The 20,626-nt window shown below is 72.1% G+C and carries 20 protein-coding genes; 17 read left to right on the top strand and 3 right to left on the bottom strand.

The features are described 5' to 3' along the window. The first annotated feature begins 15 nt into the window (after window positions 1-15). The 9 genes from OG883_RS43305 to OG883_RS43265 all read left to right on the top strand — a co-directional run bounded on the left by OG883_RS43305 (window position 16) and on the right by OG883_RS43265 (window position 7,953). Window positions 16-1,356: a transcriptional regulator gene (locus OG883_RS43305; RefSeq protein ID WP_266553801.1), complete on the top strand. Its 1,341-nt coding sequence runs from the start codon at window positions 16-18 to the stop codon at window positions 1,354-1,356. Window positions 1,357-1,462: 106 nt separating this feature from the next. After that, the gene (locus tag OG883_RS43300) at window positions 1,463-1,771 is read left to right on the top strand and encodes a hypothetical protein (protein WP_266553799.1); all 309 of its coding nucleotides are present in this window, start codon (window positions 1,463-1,465) and stop codon (window positions 1,769-1,771) included. 3 nt (window positions 1,772-1,774) lie between these two features. Then, window positions 1,775-2,269 (top strand): glycosyltransferase family 4 protein, encoded by a 495-nt coding sequence (locus OG883_RS43295; RefSeq protein WP_323181085.1) that lies wholly within the window; start codon window positions 1,775-1,777, stop codon window positions 2,267-2,269. Then, window positions 2,269-3,144: a 5'-3' exonuclease H3TH domain-containing protein gene (locus OG883_RS43290; protein ID WP_266553797.1), complete on the top strand. Its 876-nt coding sequence runs from the start codon at window positions 2,269-2,271 to the stop codon at window positions 3,142-3,144. Before OG883_RS43295 ends, OG883_RS43290 begins: the two co-directional genes overlap by 1 nt. A gap of 29 nt (window positions 3,145-3,173) precedes the next feature. Continuing rightward, on the top strand, window positions 3,174-3,755 hold the full coding sequence (locus OG883_RS43285; protein WP_266553795.1) for a PIG-L deacetylase family protein: 582 nt from the start codon (window positions 3,174-3,176) through the stop codon (window positions 3,753-3,755). Window positions 3,756-3,796: 41 nt separating this feature from the next. Further along, window positions 3,797-4,915, top strand: a complete 1,119-nt coding sequence (locus OG883_RS43280) for a DegT/DnrJ/EryC1/StrS aminotransferase family protein (protein ID WP_266553793.1) — start codon at window positions 3,797-3,799, stop codon at window positions 4,913-4,915. Then, complete coding sequence (locus tag OG883_RS43275) at window positions 4,912-5,988, top strand: Gfo/Idh/MocA family protein (protein WP_266553791.1); 1,077 nt, start codon at window positions 4,912-4,914, stop codon at window positions 5,986-5,988. The genes OG883_RS43280 and OG883_RS43275 overlap by 4 nt, the downstream gene beginning before the upstream one ends. 16 nt (window positions 5,989-6,004) lie before the next feature. Beyond that, window positions 6,005-6,649 (top strand): HAD family phosphatase, encoded by a 645-nt coding sequence (locus tag OG883_RS43270; protein ID WP_266553789.1) that lies wholly within the window; start codon window positions 6,005-6,007, stop codon window positions 6,647-6,649. Further along, window positions 6,646-7,953: a site-specific integrase gene (locus tag OG883_RS43265; RefSeq protein WP_266553787.1), complete on the top strand. Its 1,308-nt coding sequence runs from the start codon at window positions 6,646-6,648 to the stop codon at window positions 7,951-7,953. The genes OG883_RS43270 and OG883_RS43265 overlap by 4 nt, the downstream gene beginning before the upstream one ends. Window positions 7,954-8,001: 48 nt before the next feature. On the opposite strand, the gene OG883_RS43260 is transcribed toward OG883_RS43265, so the two are convergent. After that, window positions 8,002-8,223 carry a hypothetical protein gene (locus OG883_RS43260; RefSeq protein ID WP_266553785.1) on the bottom strand — a complete coding sequence of 74 codons (222 nt, stop codon included), beginning with the start codon at window positions 8,221-8,223 and terminating at the stop codon, window positions 8,002-8,004. A gap of 402 nt (window positions 8,224-8,625) precedes the next feature. Here OG883_RS43260 and OG883_RS43255 point away from each other — a divergent pair, with 402 nt between their 5' ends. Further along, the gene (locus tag OG883_RS43255; RefSeq protein ID WP_323181083.1) at window positions 8,626-9,216 is read left to right on the top strand and encodes an NUDIX hydrolase; all 591 of its coding nucleotides are present in this window, start codon (window positions 8,626-8,628) and stop codon (window positions 9,214-9,216) included. Window positions 9,217-9,266: 50 nt separating this feature from the next. Next, the gene (locus OG883_RS43250) at window positions 9,267-10,052 is read left to right on the top strand and encodes a PIG-L deacetylase family protein (protein ID WP_266553783.1); all 786 of its coding nucleotides are present in this window, start codon (window positions 9,267-9,269) and stop codon (window positions 10,050-10,052) included. Here the strand turns inward: OG883_RS43250 and OG883_RS43245 are convergent. After that, window positions 10,044-10,562 carry a GNAT family N-acetyltransferase gene (locus OG883_RS43245; protein WP_266553781.1) on the bottom strand — a complete coding sequence of 173 codons (519 nt, stop codon included), beginning with the start codon at window positions 10,560-10,562 and terminating at the stop codon, window positions 10,044-10,046. The two genes, OG883_RS43250 and OG883_RS43245, sit on opposite strands and share 9 nt — an antisense overlap. Beyond that, window positions 10,559-11,998, bottom strand: coding sequence for a hypothetical protein (locus OG883_RS43240; RefSeq protein WP_266553855.1), 1,440 nt, complete (start codon window positions 11,996-11,998; stop codon window positions 10,559-10,561). The genes OG883_RS43245 and OG883_RS43240 overlap by 4 nt, the downstream gene beginning before the upstream one ends. Before the next feature lie 252 nt (window positions 11,999-12,250). Between OG883_RS43240 and OG883_RS43235 the strand changes: the two genes are divergently transcribed. From OG883_RS43235 to OG883_RS43210, 6 genes are read left to right on the top strand one after another with little or no spacing between them, the layout of a single operon-like run. Beyond that, window positions 12,251-13,459, top strand: a complete 1,209-nt coding sequence (locus tag OG883_RS43235; RefSeq protein ID WP_266553779.1) for a DegT/DnrJ/EryC1/StrS aminotransferase family protein — start codon at window positions 12,251-12,253, stop codon at window positions 13,457-13,459. Then, a complete protein-coding gene (locus OG883_RS43230) occupies window positions 13,456-14,901 on the top strand; it encodes a hypothetical protein (protein ID WP_266553777.1) in 1,446 nt (481 codons plus the stop codon). Before OG883_RS43235 ends, OG883_RS43230 begins: the two co-directional genes overlap by 4 nt. Further along, window positions 14,894-15,622, top strand: a complete 729-nt coding sequence (locus OG883_RS43225; RefSeq protein ID WP_266553775.1) for a phosphoribosyltransferase — start codon at window positions 14,894-14,896, stop codon at window positions 15,620-15,622. The genes OG883_RS43230 and OG883_RS43225 overlap by 8 nt, the downstream gene beginning before the upstream one ends. Next, window positions 15,531-18,506 carry a methyltransferase domain-containing protein gene (locus tag OG883_RS43220; RefSeq protein WP_266553773.1) on the top strand — a complete coding sequence of 992 codons (2,976 nt, stop codon included), beginning with the start codon at window positions 15,531-15,533 and terminating at the stop codon, window positions 18,504-18,506. The genes OG883_RS43225 and OG883_RS43220 overlap by 92 nt, the downstream gene beginning before the upstream one ends. Then, window positions 18,503-19,291, top strand: a complete 789-nt coding sequence (locus tag OG883_RS43215) for an HAD family hydrolase (RefSeq protein ID WP_266553771.1) — start codon at window positions 18,503-18,505, stop codon at window positions 19,289-19,291. Before OG883_RS43220 ends, OG883_RS43215 begins: the two co-directional genes overlap by 4 nt. Further along, window positions 19,288-20,622: a hypothetical protein gene (locus OG883_RS43210; RefSeq protein ID WP_266553769.1), complete on the top strand. Its 1,335-nt coding sequence runs from the start codon at window positions 19,288-19,290 to the stop codon at window positions 20,620-20,622. The genes OG883_RS43215 and OG883_RS43210 overlap by 4 nt, the downstream gene beginning before the upstream one ends. The last annotated feature ends 4 nt before the right edge of the window (window positions 20,623-20,626 follow it).

Below are 20,626 nucleotides of genomic sequence, written 5' to 3'. Positions count from 1 at the left end.
CTGCGGAGGCGAGCGTTGAGAGACATTGCGGTCCTGCTCGATTACCTGGTTCAGCACCACGGAGGTACCGCTGCGTCGTTCCTGCGGCGCATTGCCGAGCGGCACAAGAACCTTGGCTACGGAGGACTGGGTTCCCACCGGCAGAAGCTGGACCGGTGGAAGAAGGGCACGGAGCCAGACCGACACACGCAACTGGCTCTCGCCGACCTCCTCAACGTGTCCGCGAACGATGTCATCAGGCTCGGGTGGCCTCTCTGGCTCGAACGTGCGGTCCCCGACGTGCTCCTGTCCGCACATCACGCAACGACATCCCTGCACGACGCCCCAGAAAGGGCCGGTGACCCTGTGCAACGACGGCGCTTCCTCATCCTGTCCGCAGCCAGCGGCGTCTCTGCCGCCCTCAAGATGCCCACGCCCGCAGAAGCGGAGAGCGCCGCGACTGGCCGACGTGTAGGAGCGAGCCTCGCTTCGCTGCATGAACAGCGCCTCGACGCACTGCGCCACCTCGACGACCGCATCGGCTCCGGCCACGTCTACTCCGGAGCCGTCGGCGAGTACAACATGATCAGCGACACCCTGCGCTCGGCGTCCTACACCGAGTCCGTCGAGCACCGGCTTGTCGCCGTTGCCGCCGACGCGCAGCGCGCCGCAGGGTGGACCGCCTACGACAGCGGTGACCCGGATACAGCAGAGGAGCACTTCGCCACCGCCGCTGAACTGGCCCTCAAATCGGGTGACCCCGAGGTCATGGCAAACACGTGCGCCTTCTGGGCGATCAAGTGCTACTCGACCAACGAGCCAGGAGCCGCGGCGTCCCTGGTGGAGACCGCCCACGCCTATGGGTACGCCACAGGATCAGCGCGGATGACCGCCATGCTGCACGCCCGCGCCTGTCGCGCCTACGCCCGCGCCGCCGACCCCCGCGCCTCCGACCGCGCGGCCAATGCCGCACTGAGTGCCTACGAAAGGGCAGTGCCTCTCCACGAAGATCTGTCCTCGCTGTACTGGGTCAACCAGGGAGAAATCCACCAGCTGCTGGGGAGTTCAGCATTGAACCTTGGCCGACCCGCACTGGCCCTGCACCACTTCGAACAAGCAGCGGTGTCCAGTCGGAGCGAGACCTACGACGGAGACTCGTTCCCACGCGGCGCGGCAATCTACGAGGCACGTGCCGCTGAGGCATACCTGGCACTGAATGACCTCGACGAGGCGGTCCTCACAGCGCGCCAGGCAATCGATCACATGGGCGGTGTGAGCTCTGCACGCGGCAACAACACGCTCGCCGACCTGCGGGCAAAGTTTCGGGAGCACGGGCGGGTGCCTGTGATCAGGGAGTTCCTGGAGATGACCCGATAGCGACCCGCCTCACCCTCTGGGGCGCTGCCTGCAGCGCACGGTGGAGCGCTCACGGACTACATCTAACCCTCAGCAGCCCTTAGATTACCCTGAGTAGAATTCCCGCATGGCCGAGAAGGAGCACGCTCTCAGCGAGAACCGCGTCCGCCGGATCGGTAAGGAGGTGCACTCGGCCTGCCCGGACTTCGACGCCGAGAAGTTCGCTCGCGACGTTATCGGCGATCTTGCGCGGCTCGCGCTGAAGTCGAGGATCTCCCGCACCAGCCAAGGGCTCAGTACCTACCTCCCGTTCGACGGTCTTGAGGCGGTCGACGTCCTGCTGCGCTCGCTGCCCTCGTCCCCGGAGGAGGCCGGGGCGACCACCGACTTCGGCCTCTACATCTACGCCCCGCACTCGCACTTCGTGGCGCAGTAAGCGCTGCTGCGAGCCGCAGCCGACTGGGACCGCCCGCTGGAGGTCAGGGTCGCGGCCGCGGGCTTCGAGTCGGCCACCGGTTCGCAGGCCCGGCTCCTGGGCAGGTGCCGCGCCCTCGCGGACGCCGGAGCGCGCATCACGCTGACAGAATCGGGGCTGCCCTGGCGGGAGGTGCCCGCGTGGCTGGCCGGAGCGTCCGCCGTGATCGTCCCGTCCCTGCGCGAGACGTTCGGCCTGGTCGCCCTGGAGGCGATGAGCGTCGGCGTCCCGGTGATCGCCCACCCGGTCGGCAACCTGCCCGCCCTGATGGAACACCCGCACGTAGCTGACCAGTTGACGCCCCACGCCCGCTCCGGGGCCAACACACTCCTCGCGGTTGCCGATGCGCTCCTCGCCGATCCGGTAGCCTACGGGCGAACTTCAAAGGCCATGTACCACCTGTCTCAGGACTACAGGCCCGACCGAATCGCCCTGCAATTTCTTAAGGCGGTGTCGTGATGGGTGCTGTAGCCACCCCGTCTCGCTCCTCAGTTGCCCCGCTGTTCCTCGTCGACGGGTTCAACGTCCTGTGGCGCGGGCATTTCGGGTTCCCGGCCCCGATCTTCTCTCGCGACAAGCAGCGCAACCTCACGGGCCTGTTCGCGTTCTTTGCACTGCTGCGGGTGACCCTCCGGGACGATCTCGACACGGATGCGGCCGAGGTGTGCGTCGTCCTGGACGGTGAGCATGGAAGCGCCGACCGTAAGGACGCCGACGCCGGCTACAAGGCCAACCGCGAGTCCACACCGGAGGCGCTGGCCCCGCTGCAATTCCTCACCCCGATGAAGGAAGCGCTCGACGCCTACGGCATCGCCTGGGTCGAGATCGACGACGCCGAGGCCGACGACGTCGTCGCCACCCTCGTCCACCGCCACCCGGACCGCACGATCCGGATCATGAGTGCTGACCAGGACTACTACCAGCTCCTGGACGGCGACCGGGTCCGCATCATCAACCGCTCCCGCAAGGCTTCCAAGCGGATCGTCACCGCCGTCGAGGTCCTCGAACGCTACGGGGTCACCCCTGCGCAATGGCCCGACTACCGCGCCCTGACCGGTGACAAGTCGGACAACCTGCCGGGCGTCAAGGGCATCGGCGCGAAGACCGCCGCGGAGCTCCTCACCGGCGGCCTGTCCCTGGACGAGCTGCCCGACTCGGGGCGGCTCGTCGGGACCAAGGGGGTCGCGATCACTCAGGCGTGGGACGACGTCCTGCGCTGGCGGGACCTGAGCCAGATGCGGCGTGACGTCCCCGTCCGTTGGCAGTCCACCGGGCAGCCCAGCCCCACCCTGCCCCGCCCGGCGGAGGTCATCGAGAATCTCGGAATGTGGTGATGAGTGTGCCCGGATCCGTCTTAGCCGTCATGGCCCACCCCGACGACCTCGAACTGTGGGCCGGCGGCACCCTCGCCCTGCATGCCCGGCACGCCCCGGTGACCGGCGCTGTCCGGGCGCACGACCCGGTACGCGATGCCGAGGCCGCCGCGAGCGCCAAGGTCCTCGGCATCGGCCTCGAACTCCACGAGACCTTGGACGCCGCCGTGATCGACGGGCTGATACGCCGGCACCGGCCCGACGTCCTGATCACGCACCCGATGGACGACGTCCACCCCGACCACCGGGCGGTCGCCGCTGCGGTCCTGGAGGGCCTGCCCGAGGCTCACATCCACACCGGCAGTCCTCGCAGGCTCTACACCTGCGACAGCTACAACTCGCTGACCCTGAACGGGCCGGTCAACGCCCCGGTGATCATCGATATCACGGCGACGTTCGAGCAGAAGATACGCGCCCTGGCGGCACACCAGTCACAGCCCATTGAAGATCACTTCGGGCCGATGGCTCACAACCTCGCGCGGCTGTGGGGTGCCCGGATCGGCACCGCTCACGCCGAAGCGTTCACGCCCCTCCCCATCCTGGGGCGCCTGCCCGGCGCCACCCAGCTCTGACCTTCCTCTCCCCGCACCCTCCTGACGCGAAGGGATGCACCATGCCCATTTCGACCCTGACCACACCCCTCTACCAGTACAGTCAGCTCACCGCAGATCAACAGAACGTGATCGTGGGCGGCGGGATACTGTCCGGCGAGATCGCCACGTTCGACGGCAAGCACCTGCCCGCCCTCGAACACCGCGTCGCCGAACTCACCGGCCGCGCGCAGGCGCTGGCCGTCGACTCGGGATCCTCCGCGCTGCGCCTGGCCATGCGCGGCCTGGGCGTCGGCCCCGGCCACGAAGTGATCATCCCGGAGCTCGGGTGGGTTTCCATCGGCGCCGCGGCTGACATGCTCGGGGCCACCGTCCGCGTGGCCCCCGCCACCGACTCCCTCACTCCGACCTGGGAACAGATCCAGCCGCTGCTCACCGCCGCGACGCGGGCCGTGGTCCTGGTCCACCTGCGCGGCCGCCCCGCACCCGGCACCGCCGAGATCGCCGCGCGCCTGCGCGAGCGCGGCATCGCCCTCATCGAGGACTGCGCCCAGGCCTGGGGCGTGGACGTCGAAGGACGCCCGGCCGGCGGCTGGGGAACCCTGGCCACCTTCTCCACCCACATCTTCAAGCTCATCGCCACCGGCGAGGGCGGCCTCATCGTCGGAGACGACCTCGACACCATGGCCCTGATGCGAGCCATAGGAGGCGACACCCGACAGCCCACCCCGCACGCCGTCTGGCGGTCCAAGGCCCGGATGACCGAACTGGCCGGCGCACTCGCCCTTCCCCAGCTCGGCCACCTGGCGACCCTCGTGGCCGACCTGCGCGCGCTGCAACAGCCCGTGCTGGAAGCCCTGCACGGCCTGCCCGGTGTCACCCTCGTCCCCGAGGGCGCCGACCCCGTCGGTAACGGTTCCCTCGTCGGCCTTCGCCTGTCCGACCCCACGGCGGCCGAGCGCCTGGCGGGCAGCCTCTTCCACGAGGGTTACCGCAGCTGGTGGCCAGGCCCCGGCGACCTGCACACAGCCGCAGCCTGGCCGGTCCAGCCCGACCGCAGCCTGACCGACGCCCGCCGCTACCTCGACGTGCAGATCCCCTGGCTGCCACCGGCCAACCGGGCCTCCTGGGCAGCGGACCTGGCCCGCCACATCGAGACGACCCTCGCGGACATCCGGTGACCGCCCGCCCCGTCCGTGCCGGAATCCTCGGATGCGGCATGGTCGCCGACGAGTACGCCACCACCCTGAACACCAACGCCAGCGTCCACCTCACTGCCTGCGCCGACCTGAACCACGAGCAGGCACTGGCGTTCGCCGCCCGGCACGACTGCGCCGCCCTGCCCGTGGACACCCTCCTCAACCCGCAGAGCGTCGACCTGCTCGTGATCCTCACACCGCCGCGCACCCACGCCGAACTGGCCGAGCAGGCCATCACCGCCCGCATCCCGGCGGTGTGGGTCGAGAAGCCCGTCACCACCGACCCGCGCGCGGCGACCGCACTGATCGCCCAGGCCGCGAAGGCGGGGACGCTGCTGGGTGTCGCGCCGGACACCCTGCTCGGCCCCGCACTCGAGACGGCCGCAGCAGCACTGCGCGACGGACTCATCGGCGACGTGCGCTCCGCCGCAGCCACCCTGCTCAGCACGGGACCGGAACGCTGGCACCCCTCCCCTGCCGTGTTCTACGCCCAACACGCGGGCCCACTGGGCGACATGGGCCCCTACTACCTCTCCGCCCTCGACTTTCTCCTCGGGCCCCTGCAGGTGTCCGCCGCCACCGCCCGCAGACGTGCCGAGCGACGTATCCGCTCCGGCCCCCACGCGGGACAAGCCTTCAGCGCCGACGCTCCCACCTACGTCGCCGCGCTCCTGGAGACCGGCGACTCCGTCCCCGTCACTCTCACCGCCAGCTTCGACGCCGCCGCCACCCACACACCCCACCTGGAGATCCACGGGACCAAGGGAACCCTCGTCCTCCCCGACCCGAACTTCCACGACGGCGAGATACTCCACCGTCCCTACGGCTCCCGCGAGGCCAGCGCCCTTCCGCAGACCGTCATCGGCTTGCCCAGCAGCCGCGGCGCGGGCGTGCTGGACCTCGCCGAGGCACTGCGCGAGGAGCGGGCTCCGCTGTGCACCGCCGAACGCGCGGCCCGCACCGTCCATCTCACGCACGCGATCCTGCATGCGGCCTCACCGTCCCTCCCGGCCCAGCCGCCTAGGCAGGACACCGCACCAACCACCAGCCACTGACCGAGGAGCCACACTCATGTCCTACGGCGCCGTCATATTCGACTTCGGCGGAGTCCTCACCACCAACCTCGACAACAGCGCCCGCGCCTTCGCCCAGGAATGCGGGCTCCCCGACGACGCCTACCTCCACGCGGTCACCGTCCACCCCGAAGGCCGCCGCCTGTACGCGGAACTCGAGTTGGGCAACATCAACCAAGACACCTGGAACGCAGGCATCGCCGAGTTGATCGGGATCGACGGCACCGACCTGATGCGCCGCGCCCTCTCCACGCTGCGGCCCGAACCGCTCCTCGTGGAAGCCGTCCGAGCCATTCGCCGTGCAGGCCTGAAGACCGCGGTGCTGTCCAACAGCATGGGCACGAGTCCGTTCAACCCCTACGAACCGTGGGAGCTGACGGCCAACCATGACATGGTCGTGCTGTCGGAACAGGTCCGGCTGCGGAAGCCGGACCCGCGCATCTACCAGCTCGCCCTGGAAGGGCTCGGGCTGCAGGGACCGGACTGCATCTTCGTCGACGACATCGCCACGAACCTGCCGCCCGCGCAGGCTCTCGGGATCACGACGATCCACGCTACGGACCCAACGCGCACGGTGCAGCAGCTTCGCGGTCTTCTGGGCCTCTCTCTGACGGACTCGCACAGCACACAAGAGACCAGGTGACTGGCCGACGTGCGGGCGGCGAGATCCCGCCGGTCCTGCCTCTGCTCGTCCAAGCTGCTGACCGCCGTCTCAAGGAAGCCAAGATTCGCCTCGCCGCCATCGATGCGGCCCCGCTCGGCAGCACGGTCACGGTCCTCGGCGAGACCTTCACCCTCCCGCAGACTTCGAAACGTGCCGACGGAAGGCCCGGGCGAGTCTGGGATGAGCACGGCAACCGCAGAAACCCTCAAGCAGAGGAAAAGCGAGCATTCTTCGCCTGGACGACGATCGAGATCCTCCGCCACACGGGGATCAGGGTCGAGGAGCTTCTAGAACTCAGCCACCACAGCATCATCCGCTATCGACTCCCCAACACGGAAGAAATCGTCCCGCTACTACAGATCGCCCCCTCAAAGACCGAGAAGGAACGCCTTCTTCTCATCAACCCCGAGCTTGCGGACGTCCTGAGCGCACTCGTCGCGCGCGTGAGGCAGGGTGACGGGAGGATCAAATCCATCCCCTCCTACGACATGCATGAGAAGACCTGGAATTCCCCCATGCCAGTCCTCTATCAGTGGGAAGTTAGCAGCGAACAGCGTCCCATCTCCCTGGGTTTCATCCGAGCAGCACTTATCGACACCCTTGAGGCATCCGGGCTTACCGACAACAACGGGAAACCGTTGCACTTCCAGCCGCACGACTTCCGAAGAATCTTCATCACAGATGCCATCCTCAACGGCCTGCCACCCCACATCGCCCAGGTCATCGCAGGCCACGACAGCATCAGCACCACCATGGGATATGCCGCCATCTACCCATCGGATGTCATCGAAGCCCACCGCGCCTTCATCGCGCGGCGCCGTCAAATGCGACCCACCGAGGAATACCGGGCGATCTCCACTGAAGAATGGGATGAGTTCCTAGGGCACTGGGAGCGAAGGAAGCTCGCTCTCGGGGAATGCGGACGCGCTTACGGAACAGACTGCGCGCATGAGCATGCATGCGTCCGCTGTCCCGTTCTCATCGTTGGCCCAACCGAGAGGCCGCGACTTGAAGAGATCCGCGACAACCTTCGCGACAGAATTGCTGAAGCCGAAAGGGAAGGATGGTTTGGTGAAGTCGAGGGTCTATCAGCCAGTCTCTCCGCAGCTGAAGTAAAGATTGCGACACTCGACTCGAGACGGCAACGACGCGAGTCCGCCGTATTCCTGGGCATTCCTTCGCTTAATCAAATCACTGCCCGCACAAGTGCCCCGGCCCCCCAGCACCTGCCACCCGAAGCGACCCGGACCGCTTTGAGGAAGGTCGCCGCAGACTCCACGTGATCCGCCTGGGCGGGCCGCAGCGACGCGGCCCGCCCAGACCGTGGACGTCTAGTCGATGAAGAGCTCCTCGAGGAACTTCCGCACCACCTCCCGCGCGGTTCCCTCAGCGGCTCCCCGGGCAATGCTGTTCTCCAGGCTGCTGGCGGGCTGCCCGGTTCCACTGGGAGCCGCTGCCTGGTCGTTGCCGGCGGTCGCGTTGCCGCTCTCGGGGTCCGGCGTCTGCGCAGGACGGCGGCGGAACAGGGTCTTGATCTTGTCGAGCAGGGACATCTGTCTTCCCTCGAAAACCGAGTCGAGGGGAACGAGAGAGGCGCCGAAAGCCCTTCCAGCGGAGGGCACGCGTGATTCCTCCCCGCACCCATGGACGCGCGGGAAGCAGATCTCAACTGCGAGAAGCGAAACTTGGACGGGGAACAGGTCGTCGAACACGACCTCCCCGACCCGGCGGTCGCGCATCGAACAGCGCACCGCTGATCGCCGTGACCAGGGCGCCGACCGCCGTGACCAGCGCGATTGCCAGCTTCAAGATCAGACCCTCGGGCCACCTCAACAGGGCACGGGCCCTGGGGTGTTCGGCCTTCGAGGATGAGTACATGACCCCATGATGCCGCATCCGCCGCACACGCGCGTCGTCCGGCTCGGCTTAGTTCAGAGAAGGTCCTCACGCCGCAGTTGTGGGAGGACCTCCTGGTCCAGCACGGCCTCACCCTGGAATCGGTCACGGCGATCGACTCCCCGACGCCGGACAACGCGGTCTCCTACCGGCTGTACACGGCCCGCCGTCCGGAACGCGTGCCGAGCCGCCCCCGCACCAACGCACCTCCTCCGCCGAACACCGCCCTCGGAGTCGGTGTGATCGTGCACGGCCCGGACGGAGTCCTGCTCGGCCGACACCGGCGCCGTACCTGGGAGCTCGCCGGCGGGACCGTCGAGCCGGGCGAGACCTTCGCCGAGGCCGCCGTCCGCGAGCTCCGGGAGGAGGCCGGCCTCGTGGCCGCGTCCGACGACGTGAAGGTGCTTGGCACGCTCCTGGACCGGGTGGGCGACGTCGTACGGCTGACGGTTCCCGTCCTGATCACCCGCTGGTCCGGCATTCCCCGGCAACGAGAGGAGGCCATTGGATCCTGGCGGTTCTGGCGCCTCGACGCGTTGCCCCAGCCGCTGTTCGTGCCCAGCGCCCAGTGCCTGACTGCCTGGAACCCCGGCCTCCCGCTCGATCACCCGCCCGCCCACTTCCAGCCGTACGCCTCCCCCGGTCGGTAGCCCGGCACCGACCACCTTCCGCTACCGCGTTCGACAGAAGGGTCTTACCCGTGCCTCCGTCCTCTTCTGCGTCCCGCCCGTCCCTGCTGGGCGTCTTCGGCCATCCGGACGACGAGTCCCTCCTGGCCGGCGGCGTCCTCGCGCAGCACGCCGCCGCGGGCGCCGCGACCGCCGTGGTCACCGCCGCCTGGGCGCCCGAAAGCCACCGGGCCGGTGAACTCGCCGACGCTTTGGACATCCTGGGGGCGGGCAGGCCGCGGATGCTGGGATTCGCCGATGCCCGCATCCCTGACTCCGCGCCCGGCCGGCCCCGGCTCTGCGACGCTCCGTTGGAGGAGGTGGCGGGGCTGATCGTCGAACACATCCGCGCCGTACGGCCGCAGATCGTCGTCACCCACGACGCCTACGGCCAGCTGACCGGCCACCCGGATCACCTCCGCACCCACCAGGCGGCCCTGCTGGCGTTCCACGCCGCGGGCCTGGAGCACCTCTACCCGCAGGCCGGCGTTCCGTGGCAGCCCGATGCGTTGTACGCCGCGACGCATCCGGATTCGGGGGTGGGCGAACTGGGTGTGCTGTTGACGCGGGTTGGCAAGAAGGTGCTCAGCGTGCCGGACGGGCACGTCACCGCGACGGTCGACGTGAGCGACTGCCTGGATCGGAAGTGGGCCGCGATCTTGGCGCACCGCAGCGAAGCAGCGCGGGAGCGGCCCCTTCCCGGGATCCTTTCCCGGCTTCGCGCAGCGGAGCGGGAGTCGATCATCGCGACGGAGTACTTCACCTTCCTTGGCGGGAGGCCGGCGCCGGGCGGGGCGGTCCTCCAGCAGTCACGGTGAGCTGCTGCCGAGGGGCTTGGTCATGGCCCGGTTGACTTGGTGGTCGCGTCCGGCGACGTAGGAGGGGCAGGGCAGGTAACCGGTGCGGTGGTAGAGGGCCAGGGCGGCGGTGTTGCGCCGTCCGGTCTCCAGCATGATCCGCGTTGCCCCGCGGCTGACGGCGTGCCGTTCGAGGTGTTCGAGGAGGTACCGGCCGATTCCGTGGCCGCGGGCGTCACCGGAGACGTACATCCGTTTGATCTCTGCGGTGTGCTCGTCGAGGAGGCGTACGCCTCCGCACCCGACCGCCTCTTCGCCGAGGTGGGCGATGAGGAACAGGCCGTGGGGCGGGTCGAAGTCCACCTCGGGGGTGGTGTCCGGGTCGTCGGCGAAGCCGTACAGGCCGAGCTGTTCGGCGCGCAGGGCCTGGGTCAGGCGGCGGGCGTCCGGGTGGTCGTAGGGCGCGGCGGTCACGGAGGGCGTCGGGCGTATCGCGGCCGGGGCGTCGGGGGCGGTGGGCACGGAGGTCATGAAGCCGATAGTGCCCTGTCGACGGCGGTGAGCGCACGGGCGCCGTCCGGTGCGCGCATGCGGACGCCGGCTGAACGGCGGATCCGGCGCAGGAGGTTGCGGCAGCGGATGGACTGCACGTCGGGTACCCGGTCGGCGAGTTGCAGGAGGGTGGCTGCGGTGGCTTCGGGGTCGCGGGCGAGGAGGTGGGCGTGCGCGAGGTGGATGCCGTGCAGGAGGGCGGAGCGGGGGAATCCGCTGGTGGGGCCGTGGTCGGTGAGGGGGGAGAGGAGCGTGGTCGCCTCGGCGAGCAGGCGCCTGGTGTGGGCGGGGTTGGTGGCGGCGAGTTCGACGAGGGCGTGGCCGGCCTCGGCGGAGACCTGTTCGGGGGTGAAGTAGTACAGGGAGGGAGGGTCGTCGTCGCGGCGGTGTTCCAGGAGGGTCCGGCAGCGGTCGGTGGCGTCCCGGAAGGCGCTGATGTCGCCGGCCGCGGCGTGGGCGGTGGCCATGCGGCCCCAGGCGCGGGCGCGGACGATGGGGCTGCTGCGGGCGGTGTGGTCGACGGCGGCTTCGGCGTAGCGCAGGGCGGCGGGGGGCTTGCCGGTCGCGGCGTGCTGGTAGGCCAGCATGCCTAAGACGTTGGCGACCGTGGTGGTGTCGCCGGCGGCTCGGGCGAGGCGGATCGCGAGGAGCTGGTAGCGCTGGGCGGCCGCGTTGAGGTCGGCGTCGAAGGCCATCCACCCGCTGAGCTGGGCCATGCCGCTGGCGGTGGCGAGGAGGCGGGTGCCGACGTCGGTGGTGTAGCTGCTGCTGCGGACCAGGTCGAGGACGCCGGCGAGTTCGATGCGCACGTACCGCTGGGACAGGGCTCCGCCTCCGGCGGTGTCGTCCAGCCGCCGCAGGCGGCCTAGGTGGCCTTCGAGGACGTCGACGAACGCGGGCAGGACCTGCTCCTGGGTGCCCGGTGCGGCGGTGCGCAGCGGGCTTTGCCGGGTGGCGTCCCAGACGGCGCTCAGGAGTTGGCTGTCGCCTGCCGGGTGGAGGATGGCCTGCTCTCGCGGGTCGGTGGCGGTCCACGCGGTGGCGGTGGCCAGGACATCGGCGACCGAGCGGCGGCCGACGAGGTCGTCGGTGGCAGTCTTCTCGGCCGTCGCGCCGCCCACAGCGGGCTCTCCCCAGAGGCCCGCCGCGTTGAAGGGGTCGCCGGTGGCCTCGGTGAGGACCGTGGCCGCGAGCCGGCGCACGGTCGCGGAGCGGGGCCTGGTGCCGTTGAGCCAGGCCCGGCCGGCGGTCAGGTGCAAGGTGGGCTGGCCGACGGCTTCCAGGCGCGGGTTGAGTGCCCGGACGAGATCACGGGGTGTCCACCGGGCTGCCCGGAGGGCGGCGGCCAGGGCCTGGTTCGAGGGGGGCGCGGACGCCGACCCGGCGTCCGCCGACGTCGCGTCGCGGAGGGTCATCACGCCCGGACGCTACGTCAGATCTCCTGTGTGGGGCGCGAATTCTCGGCTTTTCTCGCTCTCGCCGCGAAATTCTCAACGTTCTCTCCGGTCTTCTCTGCCGCGGCCTCTTCGGGCGCTGTGTGCTGGTGAGCCCGCCGCCGGCCGACCGCGCCGACGGCTTGGCCGGCCACCATCTGGGCCGTCGCCGCCACCTGTCACGACGCGTACGGCCGCCTACCGGCGGCCGGTGCGCGGGAGTTGGAGGACGCCATGCCGCACCGTTTCGAGCCGGGTCCGCAGCGCGAGCGGATCGCGGCGGCGCTCGCGGATTACGTTCGCGCGGGAGGGCCGCTGTCGGTGGCGGACGGCTCCGGCGTGATCGGGGAGCTGGAGCAGCGGATCGAGAAGGTCCTGGGCCTGCCGGATCCGCTGTCGTTCTCCTCGGGCACCGCCGGGCTGCACGCGGCCTATCTCGCGCTGGACATGCCGCCCGGCTCGGAGGTGATCGGGCCGGTCACCACGTTCCACGCCTCGTTGAGCCCGGCGCTGCACGCCGGTCTCACCGCGGTGCTGGTCGACGTCGAGGCGGCCACCGGGAACCTGTGTCCGGCGGCGTTGGAGGCGGCGATCACCCCGCTGACCCGGTGCGTGACGGTGACGCACTACCTGGGGCATCCCGCCGCGATGGAGGAGATCACCAGGATCTGCCGCGAACGGGACCTGCACCTGGTCGAGGACATCAGCCACTCCTACCTGTCGACGCTGCACGGGCAGCGGGTGGGGACGTTCGGCGACATCTGCGTCGGCAGCATGCAGGACAGGAAGTCCTGGCCCGCCGGGGAGGGCGGCCTGTTTAGCGCCGCGCGCCCGCAGTGGCGCGAGCGGGCGCTGCTGGCCGGCCACTACCGCGGCCGCGCCCTGCTGCTGAAGGACCTGGAGCTGGCGGCGTTCGGGGAGACCGGGCTGGGGCTGAAGATGCGGATGCACCCGCTGGCCGCGGTGGTGGGCCTGGCCAACGCCGAGGACCTGGTGGAACGCCTGGCGGCCCGCCGCGCGCTGCTGGAGCGGCTGAGCCGGGGCTTGGAGGGCCTGGCGGGGGTGCGGCCGCCGGTGGTGCGGCCTGGCGTCGGCATGGGCGGCTGGTTCTCCTACCGGCCGCAGATCCAGCCCGGCGAGCTGAAGCCGGGGGCGGACGTCGACGCCTACCTGCGGCGGCTGCAGGACGCCGGGGTTCCGGCGCACTACCCGTCGGTCGGCTCGCTGGCCGGCATGCCACTGTTCACACGTCCGGTCCCGCTGCACGCGGCGGCCGGCACCTGGCGGCCGCGGCGGTGCGGGCCCTTCCACGGCGAGAGCGCCTACAACGCGGGCCGGATCAGCGTGAGCGTCACCGGCGAGGACACCGAGGAGACGATCGACGCCTACGCCGCCGCCTTCGCCGAGGCGTCGCAGGCCCTGGCCCGGCCGGTGGCGGCATGACCGCCCGGGCAGCCGTCCGCACCGCACCCGCCGAGCCCGACCCGGCGGACCTCGCGCTGCTGGCGCGGCGCCGGCTGTTCGGCTGGTCGCGGGAGATGGCCGCGCAGCGCCGGGAGTTGGAGCGCGGCTGGACGGCGGCGCTCCAGGCCGGCGGCGCGATCAGCCCGCCGCCGGGTGCCGGGGCGGCGCAGCATCTGGCGGACGGCGGCGGGTTCCGTGTTCCGGCCGCGCTGGAGGACGAACTCCCATCGGCGGCGCGGGCGTTCTTCGACGACCGGGTGGTGCGCGAGGGCTGGGTGTATCTGCGGGGCTTCGGCTACTACGCAGCCGACGCGCAGATGTACCTACCCGGCCGCGCTCCCGCGCCCGGCCGACGGTTCGCCGCCATCCAGCGGCGGTGGCCCCGGTACGCGGAGTCCGCCCGCCCGCTGGCGGAGCCCGCAGCGCGGGAACCGGCCGGGTGGTACGCGTGGTTGGCCTGGCTGGCGTTCCTGGAATCGGCGGTGCAGGACGTGTGCACCGCGCGGTGGAGCGCCGCGGTCCTTGGCCACGGCGGGGCGGCCGGGGTGCTGGACGAGGTCCTGGAGGGGCTCTGCGCGCTGCTAGCCGAGGCGGCCTGGAACCGGTGGCAGCCGGACGGCCGTCCGGCCGGTCCGTGCGATCCGGCCACCTGGGCGGAGCGGGCCGGCGCGTTGAGCTCCGATGCCCGGATCCCGGAGGTCCTGCGCGAGCTGGCGCGGGCGCTGGAGGGGCCGGAGGTAGCGGCGGACGCGGTGCGCGCCGTGCGCGAGGGCGACGTGCTGTGGCAGATCGCCGCGGTCGCCCAGACCCGCTGGCCGGCGCTGGCCGCAGCGCATCCGGGCTCGCCGGTGCTGCTGGTCAGCGAGGCGTTCGGCGCGATGGCCGTAGGTCCGGTGCTCGCCGGGATGCTGCCGGCCGGTCAGCGCGGCCGGGTCCGGCTGGCGCTCGCCCGGGGTTCCGTCCACGAGGAGGAGATGGCCCGGGTCTCGGGCACCGCGTGGCGCACCGGGCGTCTGGAGGCGGACGGGCAGGTGGTGGTGCACCTGGACGACAGCGTGTTCACCGGCCGCACCCACGCCGGACTGCGCCGGGCCCTGACCGGCGTCTCGGCCGCGGTGTACCTGGTGCCGCTGACGCTGGACGTGGGCACGCCCTTCAACCACCCGGAGGAGATCACCGCGCTCGGCCGCGGGGTCGGCGAGCACCTGGCCTTCCTGGAAACCGCCGTGCGCGCCGTGGGCGGGGTGCTGCCGCCCGCGCCGAGCCTGTGGGCGCGCCGCAAGGCTCCGGCTCCGCCCCTCGGTGCCGGCGGTGGTCCGGCGCAACCGTGGGAGGAGGCGTTCGCGCGGGTGGCGGGCGGCTCGGACCGGCTGCTGGCGCTGCTGTGGGACCGCTACGCCCTGGAGGTCCGCGATGCCTGACCGCCCGAGCCCGCGACCGTCGGCCGAGGTGCCGGCGTCCGACCTGGTGTTCACCGCGGCGGCCGGCCGCCGGTCCCGCATGGTGTCCTGGCTGGCCTACCAGCAGATGGCCGCCGACGTGGCCGGGCAGATCCGCCGCGCCCACCCCGGTGCGGTGACGCTGGTGGGGATCTTGCAGGGCGGGTGGATCACCGCTCAGTCCCTGGCCGATCTCCTGCCCGCCTCGACGGTGCTGGCCGCCGCCGCCCGCCGCCGCGGCGAGCGTACCGACGGTCTGGAGCTGCTCGCCGCGGCCGACGGGCTTCTTGCCCCCGGGACGCTGCCGCAGGGGCAGCCGCTGATCGTGGTGGACGAGGTCGTCGACTCCGGCCGCACCGCCCGTTTCTTCCTCGGCCACCTCGCCCTGTACGAACCGCAGTTGGCGTGCCTGGCGGCCTCGGACACCGCGGACCCGGCGCCGCACTTCACTGCCTGGTCCATGTCCGACCTGCCCGCGCTGGTCTTGCCCTGGCGGGTCCTGCGCGACGCCGACCAGACCGCGGCGTGCCTGCTGGCCGCCGGCCCCCTGACCACCGCCCAGCTCGACGAGAGGCTGCGTGACCTCGGCCATGACATCGACCCCGTCCTCCTTGAGTTCCACCTCGACCATCTCGCCGCCCGCGACCGGCTCCACCGCGACGGGGACCTCTGGCTCCTTCCCGGCGGGCCGGACGGCGGCTGATCCCGCGACCGTCAGCGGCATCGAGCGGGTGGCCGCGTTCTACGACGCGGACCCCGAGCGGGAGTGGCAGCGCACCCGGTCCGGCCCCTACCACCGGCTGGAGACGGAGGTCATCCACCAGCAGGTCCTGGCCGGGCTGCGCCCGGGAAGCCGCATCCTCGACATCGGCTCGGGCCCCGGCGTCCACGCCCTGGAACTGGCCCGCCGCGGGCACATGGTCGCCCTGTCCGACCTGTCCGCGAACAGCCTGGACAGCGCCCGCGCCCGCTTCCGCGAGGCCGGTCTGGAAGGGCACCTGCTGGGCACGCAACACGGCCCGGCGCAGCACCTGACGCCGCTGCCGGGCCAGTTCGACGCGGTGCTGATGTTCGGCCCGCTCTACCACCTGCTCGACGACGCGGACGCCGTCGAGGCGGTGCGCCGCGCCGCGACCGCGCTGGCGCCGGGCGGCCGGCTCCACGCGATTTTCCTGACCCGCACCTCGGTGCTGCGGGACCTGCTCAAGCGCGGCCGGTTCGCGGAGATGACCGCGCTGACCGGCGGCGGATACCTGGACCACGGCCGCTACGAGCCGCTGTCGACGTTGGCGGCCGACGACTACATGCCGCCCACCCGCACCCACCGCCTCACCGAGGCCGAGGACCTGCTGGCCGCGGCCGGACTGGAGGTCACCGACCGATACTCGCTGGAGGGCGTCGCGGCGTGGATGCGCCCGTACGTCGACCAGTCCGCCGCCGACCAGGCGGCGTTCACCGTGCTGAGCCGCGCGGTGCGGGAGACCACCCAGGTGAGTGAACTCCTCGAAGCGGGCGATCACTTCCTGCTGTCCGCCACACCGGCCGGACTGCCGCGCCCGCGCACCCGGCCCCGCCCGGCGGCGGGACGGGCGGACGTCGTGGGGCGCCACCGCGGCGTGCTGGCCGGCGCCGACGGCCTCATCACCTTCGCCCCGGCCCTCATCCGCCACCGCGGCCGCCGCCTGCTGGCCGTGACCACCGGCCCGGCCGACGCCCGGACCTACATCCCCCGGCAGCTGCCCGGCCGCGCCCCCGAGCCCTGGTACACCGGCGGCCGCAACCGCATCGTCCTCACCGCCGTGCCCGAGCCCGGGGGCGGGCCGGTGTCCCTGGACGGTGCCCGGCCGCTGCCGGTCCCGGACGGCTGCGGCGACGTCACCGGCGTGAGCCTGGTCGTCCACCAGGACGCGCTGCACGCCTACTTCAGCGCCCGGCCCGACGGCGGGGCCTGGGCGATCTACCGCACCGTCAGCCACGACGGCGGAACCACCTGGGCCTGCCCCCACCTCACCCTCGCCCCCGCCGCCGAGGACGGGGCGACCGACGGCGAGCACGTGCTGCTGCCGGCCGTGCTTCACCGCGGCGGCGCCTGGTGGATGTGGTACGCCGGACGCGACGGCCACCACCGGCGCATCCACCTGGCCACCTCCACCGACGGCCTCACCTGGCAGCGCCACGGCGTCGTCGTCACCACCGGCCCGGCCGGCGCCCCGGACGCGTACGCCGCCGACTGCCCCGCCGTCGCCGCGACGTCCGACGGGGGCCTGCTGATGGTCTACGGCGCCGGCACCTCCCGCTCGTTGGCCGCCGAGCACTCCCGCGACGGCCTGACCTGGCGACCGCTGGGCATCGTCCTGCACCGCGGCGGCCGCGGCAGCCCGGACTCCCGCTACGCCTTCTACCCCGCGCTGCTGCCCGAGGGCGGCGGCCGGATCCGGCTGCTGTACGCGGGCGAGGACGAGCAGGCGCGCTGGACGGTGCTGGACGCCGGGCTGCTGGACGCCGCGCTGCTGGCCGAGCGCCCCGCTCCGCTGCCGCTGACCGACGAGATCGCCGTGGCCGTCGACCGCGTCCGCGACGAGGTTCCCGCCCCGTACTGGGAGAGCCCGGAGGACTGCCACGCCCCCGCGCCCGCCTACGCCTCCCCCGACGGGGCGCTCGCCCAGCTGCGGCCGAGCAGCACGCCGGTGTTCGCCGCCCGCACCGCGGCGGGTGCGGTCATCATCAAGCCCGGTCGCGGCCGGGCCTTCGCCGAACGGGAGCACACCGGTCTGCAGGCCCTCGCCCGGCATCTGCCCGTGCCCGCCACCGCGCTGCACTACCGCGGCGAGGACGCGACGCTGGTCTCCCAGGCCGTGGACGGCGTCCCCCTGCGCGACCTGGCCGCCACCGACCCGGGGCGGTTCCTGTCGGTCCTGGGCGAGGTGGCCGCCCGGCTGGTTCACGGCGCCACCGCGACGCTGACCCCCCGCCGGGAGGACGACGTCGACCACTCGCTCCAGACGCCCGCGGTGCTGTCCGGCTGGGTGGAGGACCTCGCCCGCCGGCTGCGGCCCTGGGCCGACCACACCCTGCACTTCAACGGCGCACCGGCCCAGCTCAGTTGCCGCTCACTCATCCACCTCGCGCGCCGCTCCCTCACCCCGACCGCCCTGGGCGGCTGGCTGGTCCACGCCACCGGCGACCTCCACCTGGGCAACGTCCTCGTCCACCCGACCGAGCCGCGCTGGTGGGTGATCGACGCCGAGTTCGCCGGCCTGCACGACCTCGACCAGACGCTGGCCAAGCTGGCCGGCTCCTGCCTGAAGCACACCGGACTGCTCGCCGACGCCGCGGTCCGCGAACACCGCGGCGTCCTGGAGGTCACCTGCCCGCTGGCCGATCCGTTGGGCGGACAGCTCCTCGGCACGACCTGGCTGCTGGACCGGTTCGACGGCCTGCCCCTGGACCGGGCCCGGATCCTCGGCCTGCTCATGCCGGACTTGTACTTCCGCCTCACCCGCGACGAGAACACCCCCGCCGCCGCCGAGGGCCTGGCCGCCCTCGCCCTGGCCGCTCGGATGACTGGCCACGGAGCAGCCCAGTGAACCCCACCCCCCACCAGCCGCTAGCGCCGCCGATGCCCGCGGTCACCACCGTCCTGTTCGACATCGACAACACGCTGATCCCCACCCGCGCGATCTGGCAGAGCGCCCTGGACGCCGTCGCCGCCCGCCTCGCCGGCGCTCACCCCGGCGTGAGCGCGGCCGTCATCACCTCCACCTACGTGAACACCTCCGACCGGCTGTGGGGCGACTATGACCGCGTCCTGGCCCCGCTCGGCTCGCACACTGCCGCCCGCCGCCACGTCTGGGAGGCCGCCCTGCGCGAAGCCGGGATCGAACTGAGCGAGCGGCAACTGGACGCCCACGTCGACGACTTCGCCCACCGGCAGATGCGCGCGATCCGCCCCGTCCCCGCCACCGTCGACGCCTTCCGGCGCCTCGCGGAGGTCTACCAGCTCGGCATCGTCACAAACGGCGACGCCGACCAGCAGCACGCCAAGCTCGAACAGGCCGGCCTCGACCCGTACTTCGAGACCGTGGTGTGCGCGCTGGGCAACGGCCACCGCAAGCCGCACCCCGCGCCGTTCCACCAGGCCTGCGAGGACCTGGCCGTCCGACCCGAGCAGTGCCTGTACGTCGGCGACGAGTGGACCGCCGACGTCGTCGGCGCCCGCGCCGCCGGACTCCACCCGGTCTGGATCACCCCCACCGGGCAGCCCCCGCCCGGGTCGGCGCCGATCACCCGCTTCACCAGCCTCGCCTCCTGCCTGAGAGCGCTGTGCGACCACGCCGCGCGCCGGCCGATCCGCGAAACGGAGCCCACGTGACCACCACGGCTACCATCCTCCCGCCCCCACCCCGGGCGAACACGGCCCACCCCGCCGGCCCCACCCCGCCAGATCCCCGCACCGGGAGCGCTGTCGCCTGCGATCTGCTGGGCCTGGTGCGCATCCCCGCCACCGAGCTGCACCTCGCGTCCCGCGCCGGCCTGGACCCCGCCCTGCTGGACACCTTCCTCCCGGCCGCCAGCGGATCCCGGCCCGCGGCGGGCGCGCGGCACATCCGGCTCGGCCGGGGCCCGGTCTACTACCAGCCCCGTACGGCGCTGCCGTCCTGGGCGACGCTGGGCGAAACCCTCGGCCGCCTGGACCGCCAGGCGCCGGGGCAGGCCCCGGCACTGCGGCACGCGCTGCTCGACAACCTTCACAACCTCGCCGCCGCCGGCGCCTACACCCTCTGGCACAGCCTCACCGACCGCCCCAGCCTCACCGACGATCCGCGCCCGGCCGCGCTGGAACGCCTGCTGGAAACCGCCACCTCCACCGCCGCCGCGCTGCACGGCCACCCCGCCACCGGCCCGTTCGCCCCGCACCCCGGCGACCTCGCGCTGCTGCAGGCCCACGAGGCAGGCTGGCGGACCTTCCGGGAGCTCGACAACACGGTCAAGATCGGCAACGAGCTGCGCTTCCTCGCCGAGCACGTACTGGTACCCCGGCCCGACATCACCACGGTCCTCGCCCCGCTGTACGGGTCGCTGTCCCTCGCGCTGACCGCCCGGACCGTCCTTCCCGCCCTGCTCGGCCGGCCGATCGACGTGCACCTGATCCGCCTCGGGTTCCACGACCAGGGGAACGTCGCGTACCTCGGCGCCGGCGGCACCGTCCGCCACCGTGCCACCGCGCCCCGCGCCTACCGCGACCGCCTGACCGCCGCAGCCCGCGACACGACCGTGCTGGTCATCGACGACAACGTCGGCTACGGCAGCACGCTGCGCGCCGCGCGCACCCTGGTCGAACAACTCGGCGGACGGGCCGTCACCCGCAGCGTCGAATCCGCCTGGACCCTGTACCACCGCTCCGGCCGGCACGACATCGCCGACGCCGCCGACCTGCCGAGCCTGCGCCCCAACCTGCACCACAGCATCCAGAAGCGCCTGACCGGACACCTGCTGCGCGGCGACACCGATGCCTACCTGAGCGACGGAGCCCACCGTGCGGCGGGCACGCTGCACCGGCAGATGGCCGCCAGCTTCGACCTCGCGGTGAGCACCGGCACCTGGACCACCGCCCAACTGGCCGCCATGCGGGCCGAACTCGCCCACGCCGCCTCCTGGAACGAACCGCCCGTCCCCCGCCCGGCCGCGCTCGCCGCCGCCTGAACCC

This window comes from Streptomyces sp. NBC_01142 (assembly GCF_026341125.1).
In the GTDB taxonomy this organism is placed as follows: Bacteria; Actinomycetota; Actinomycetes; order Streptomycetales; family Streptomycetaceae; genus Streptomyces.
The sequence above is the reverse complement of the archived record's forward strand: the minus strand, read 5'-3'. Positions and strand labels throughout refer to the sequence as shown.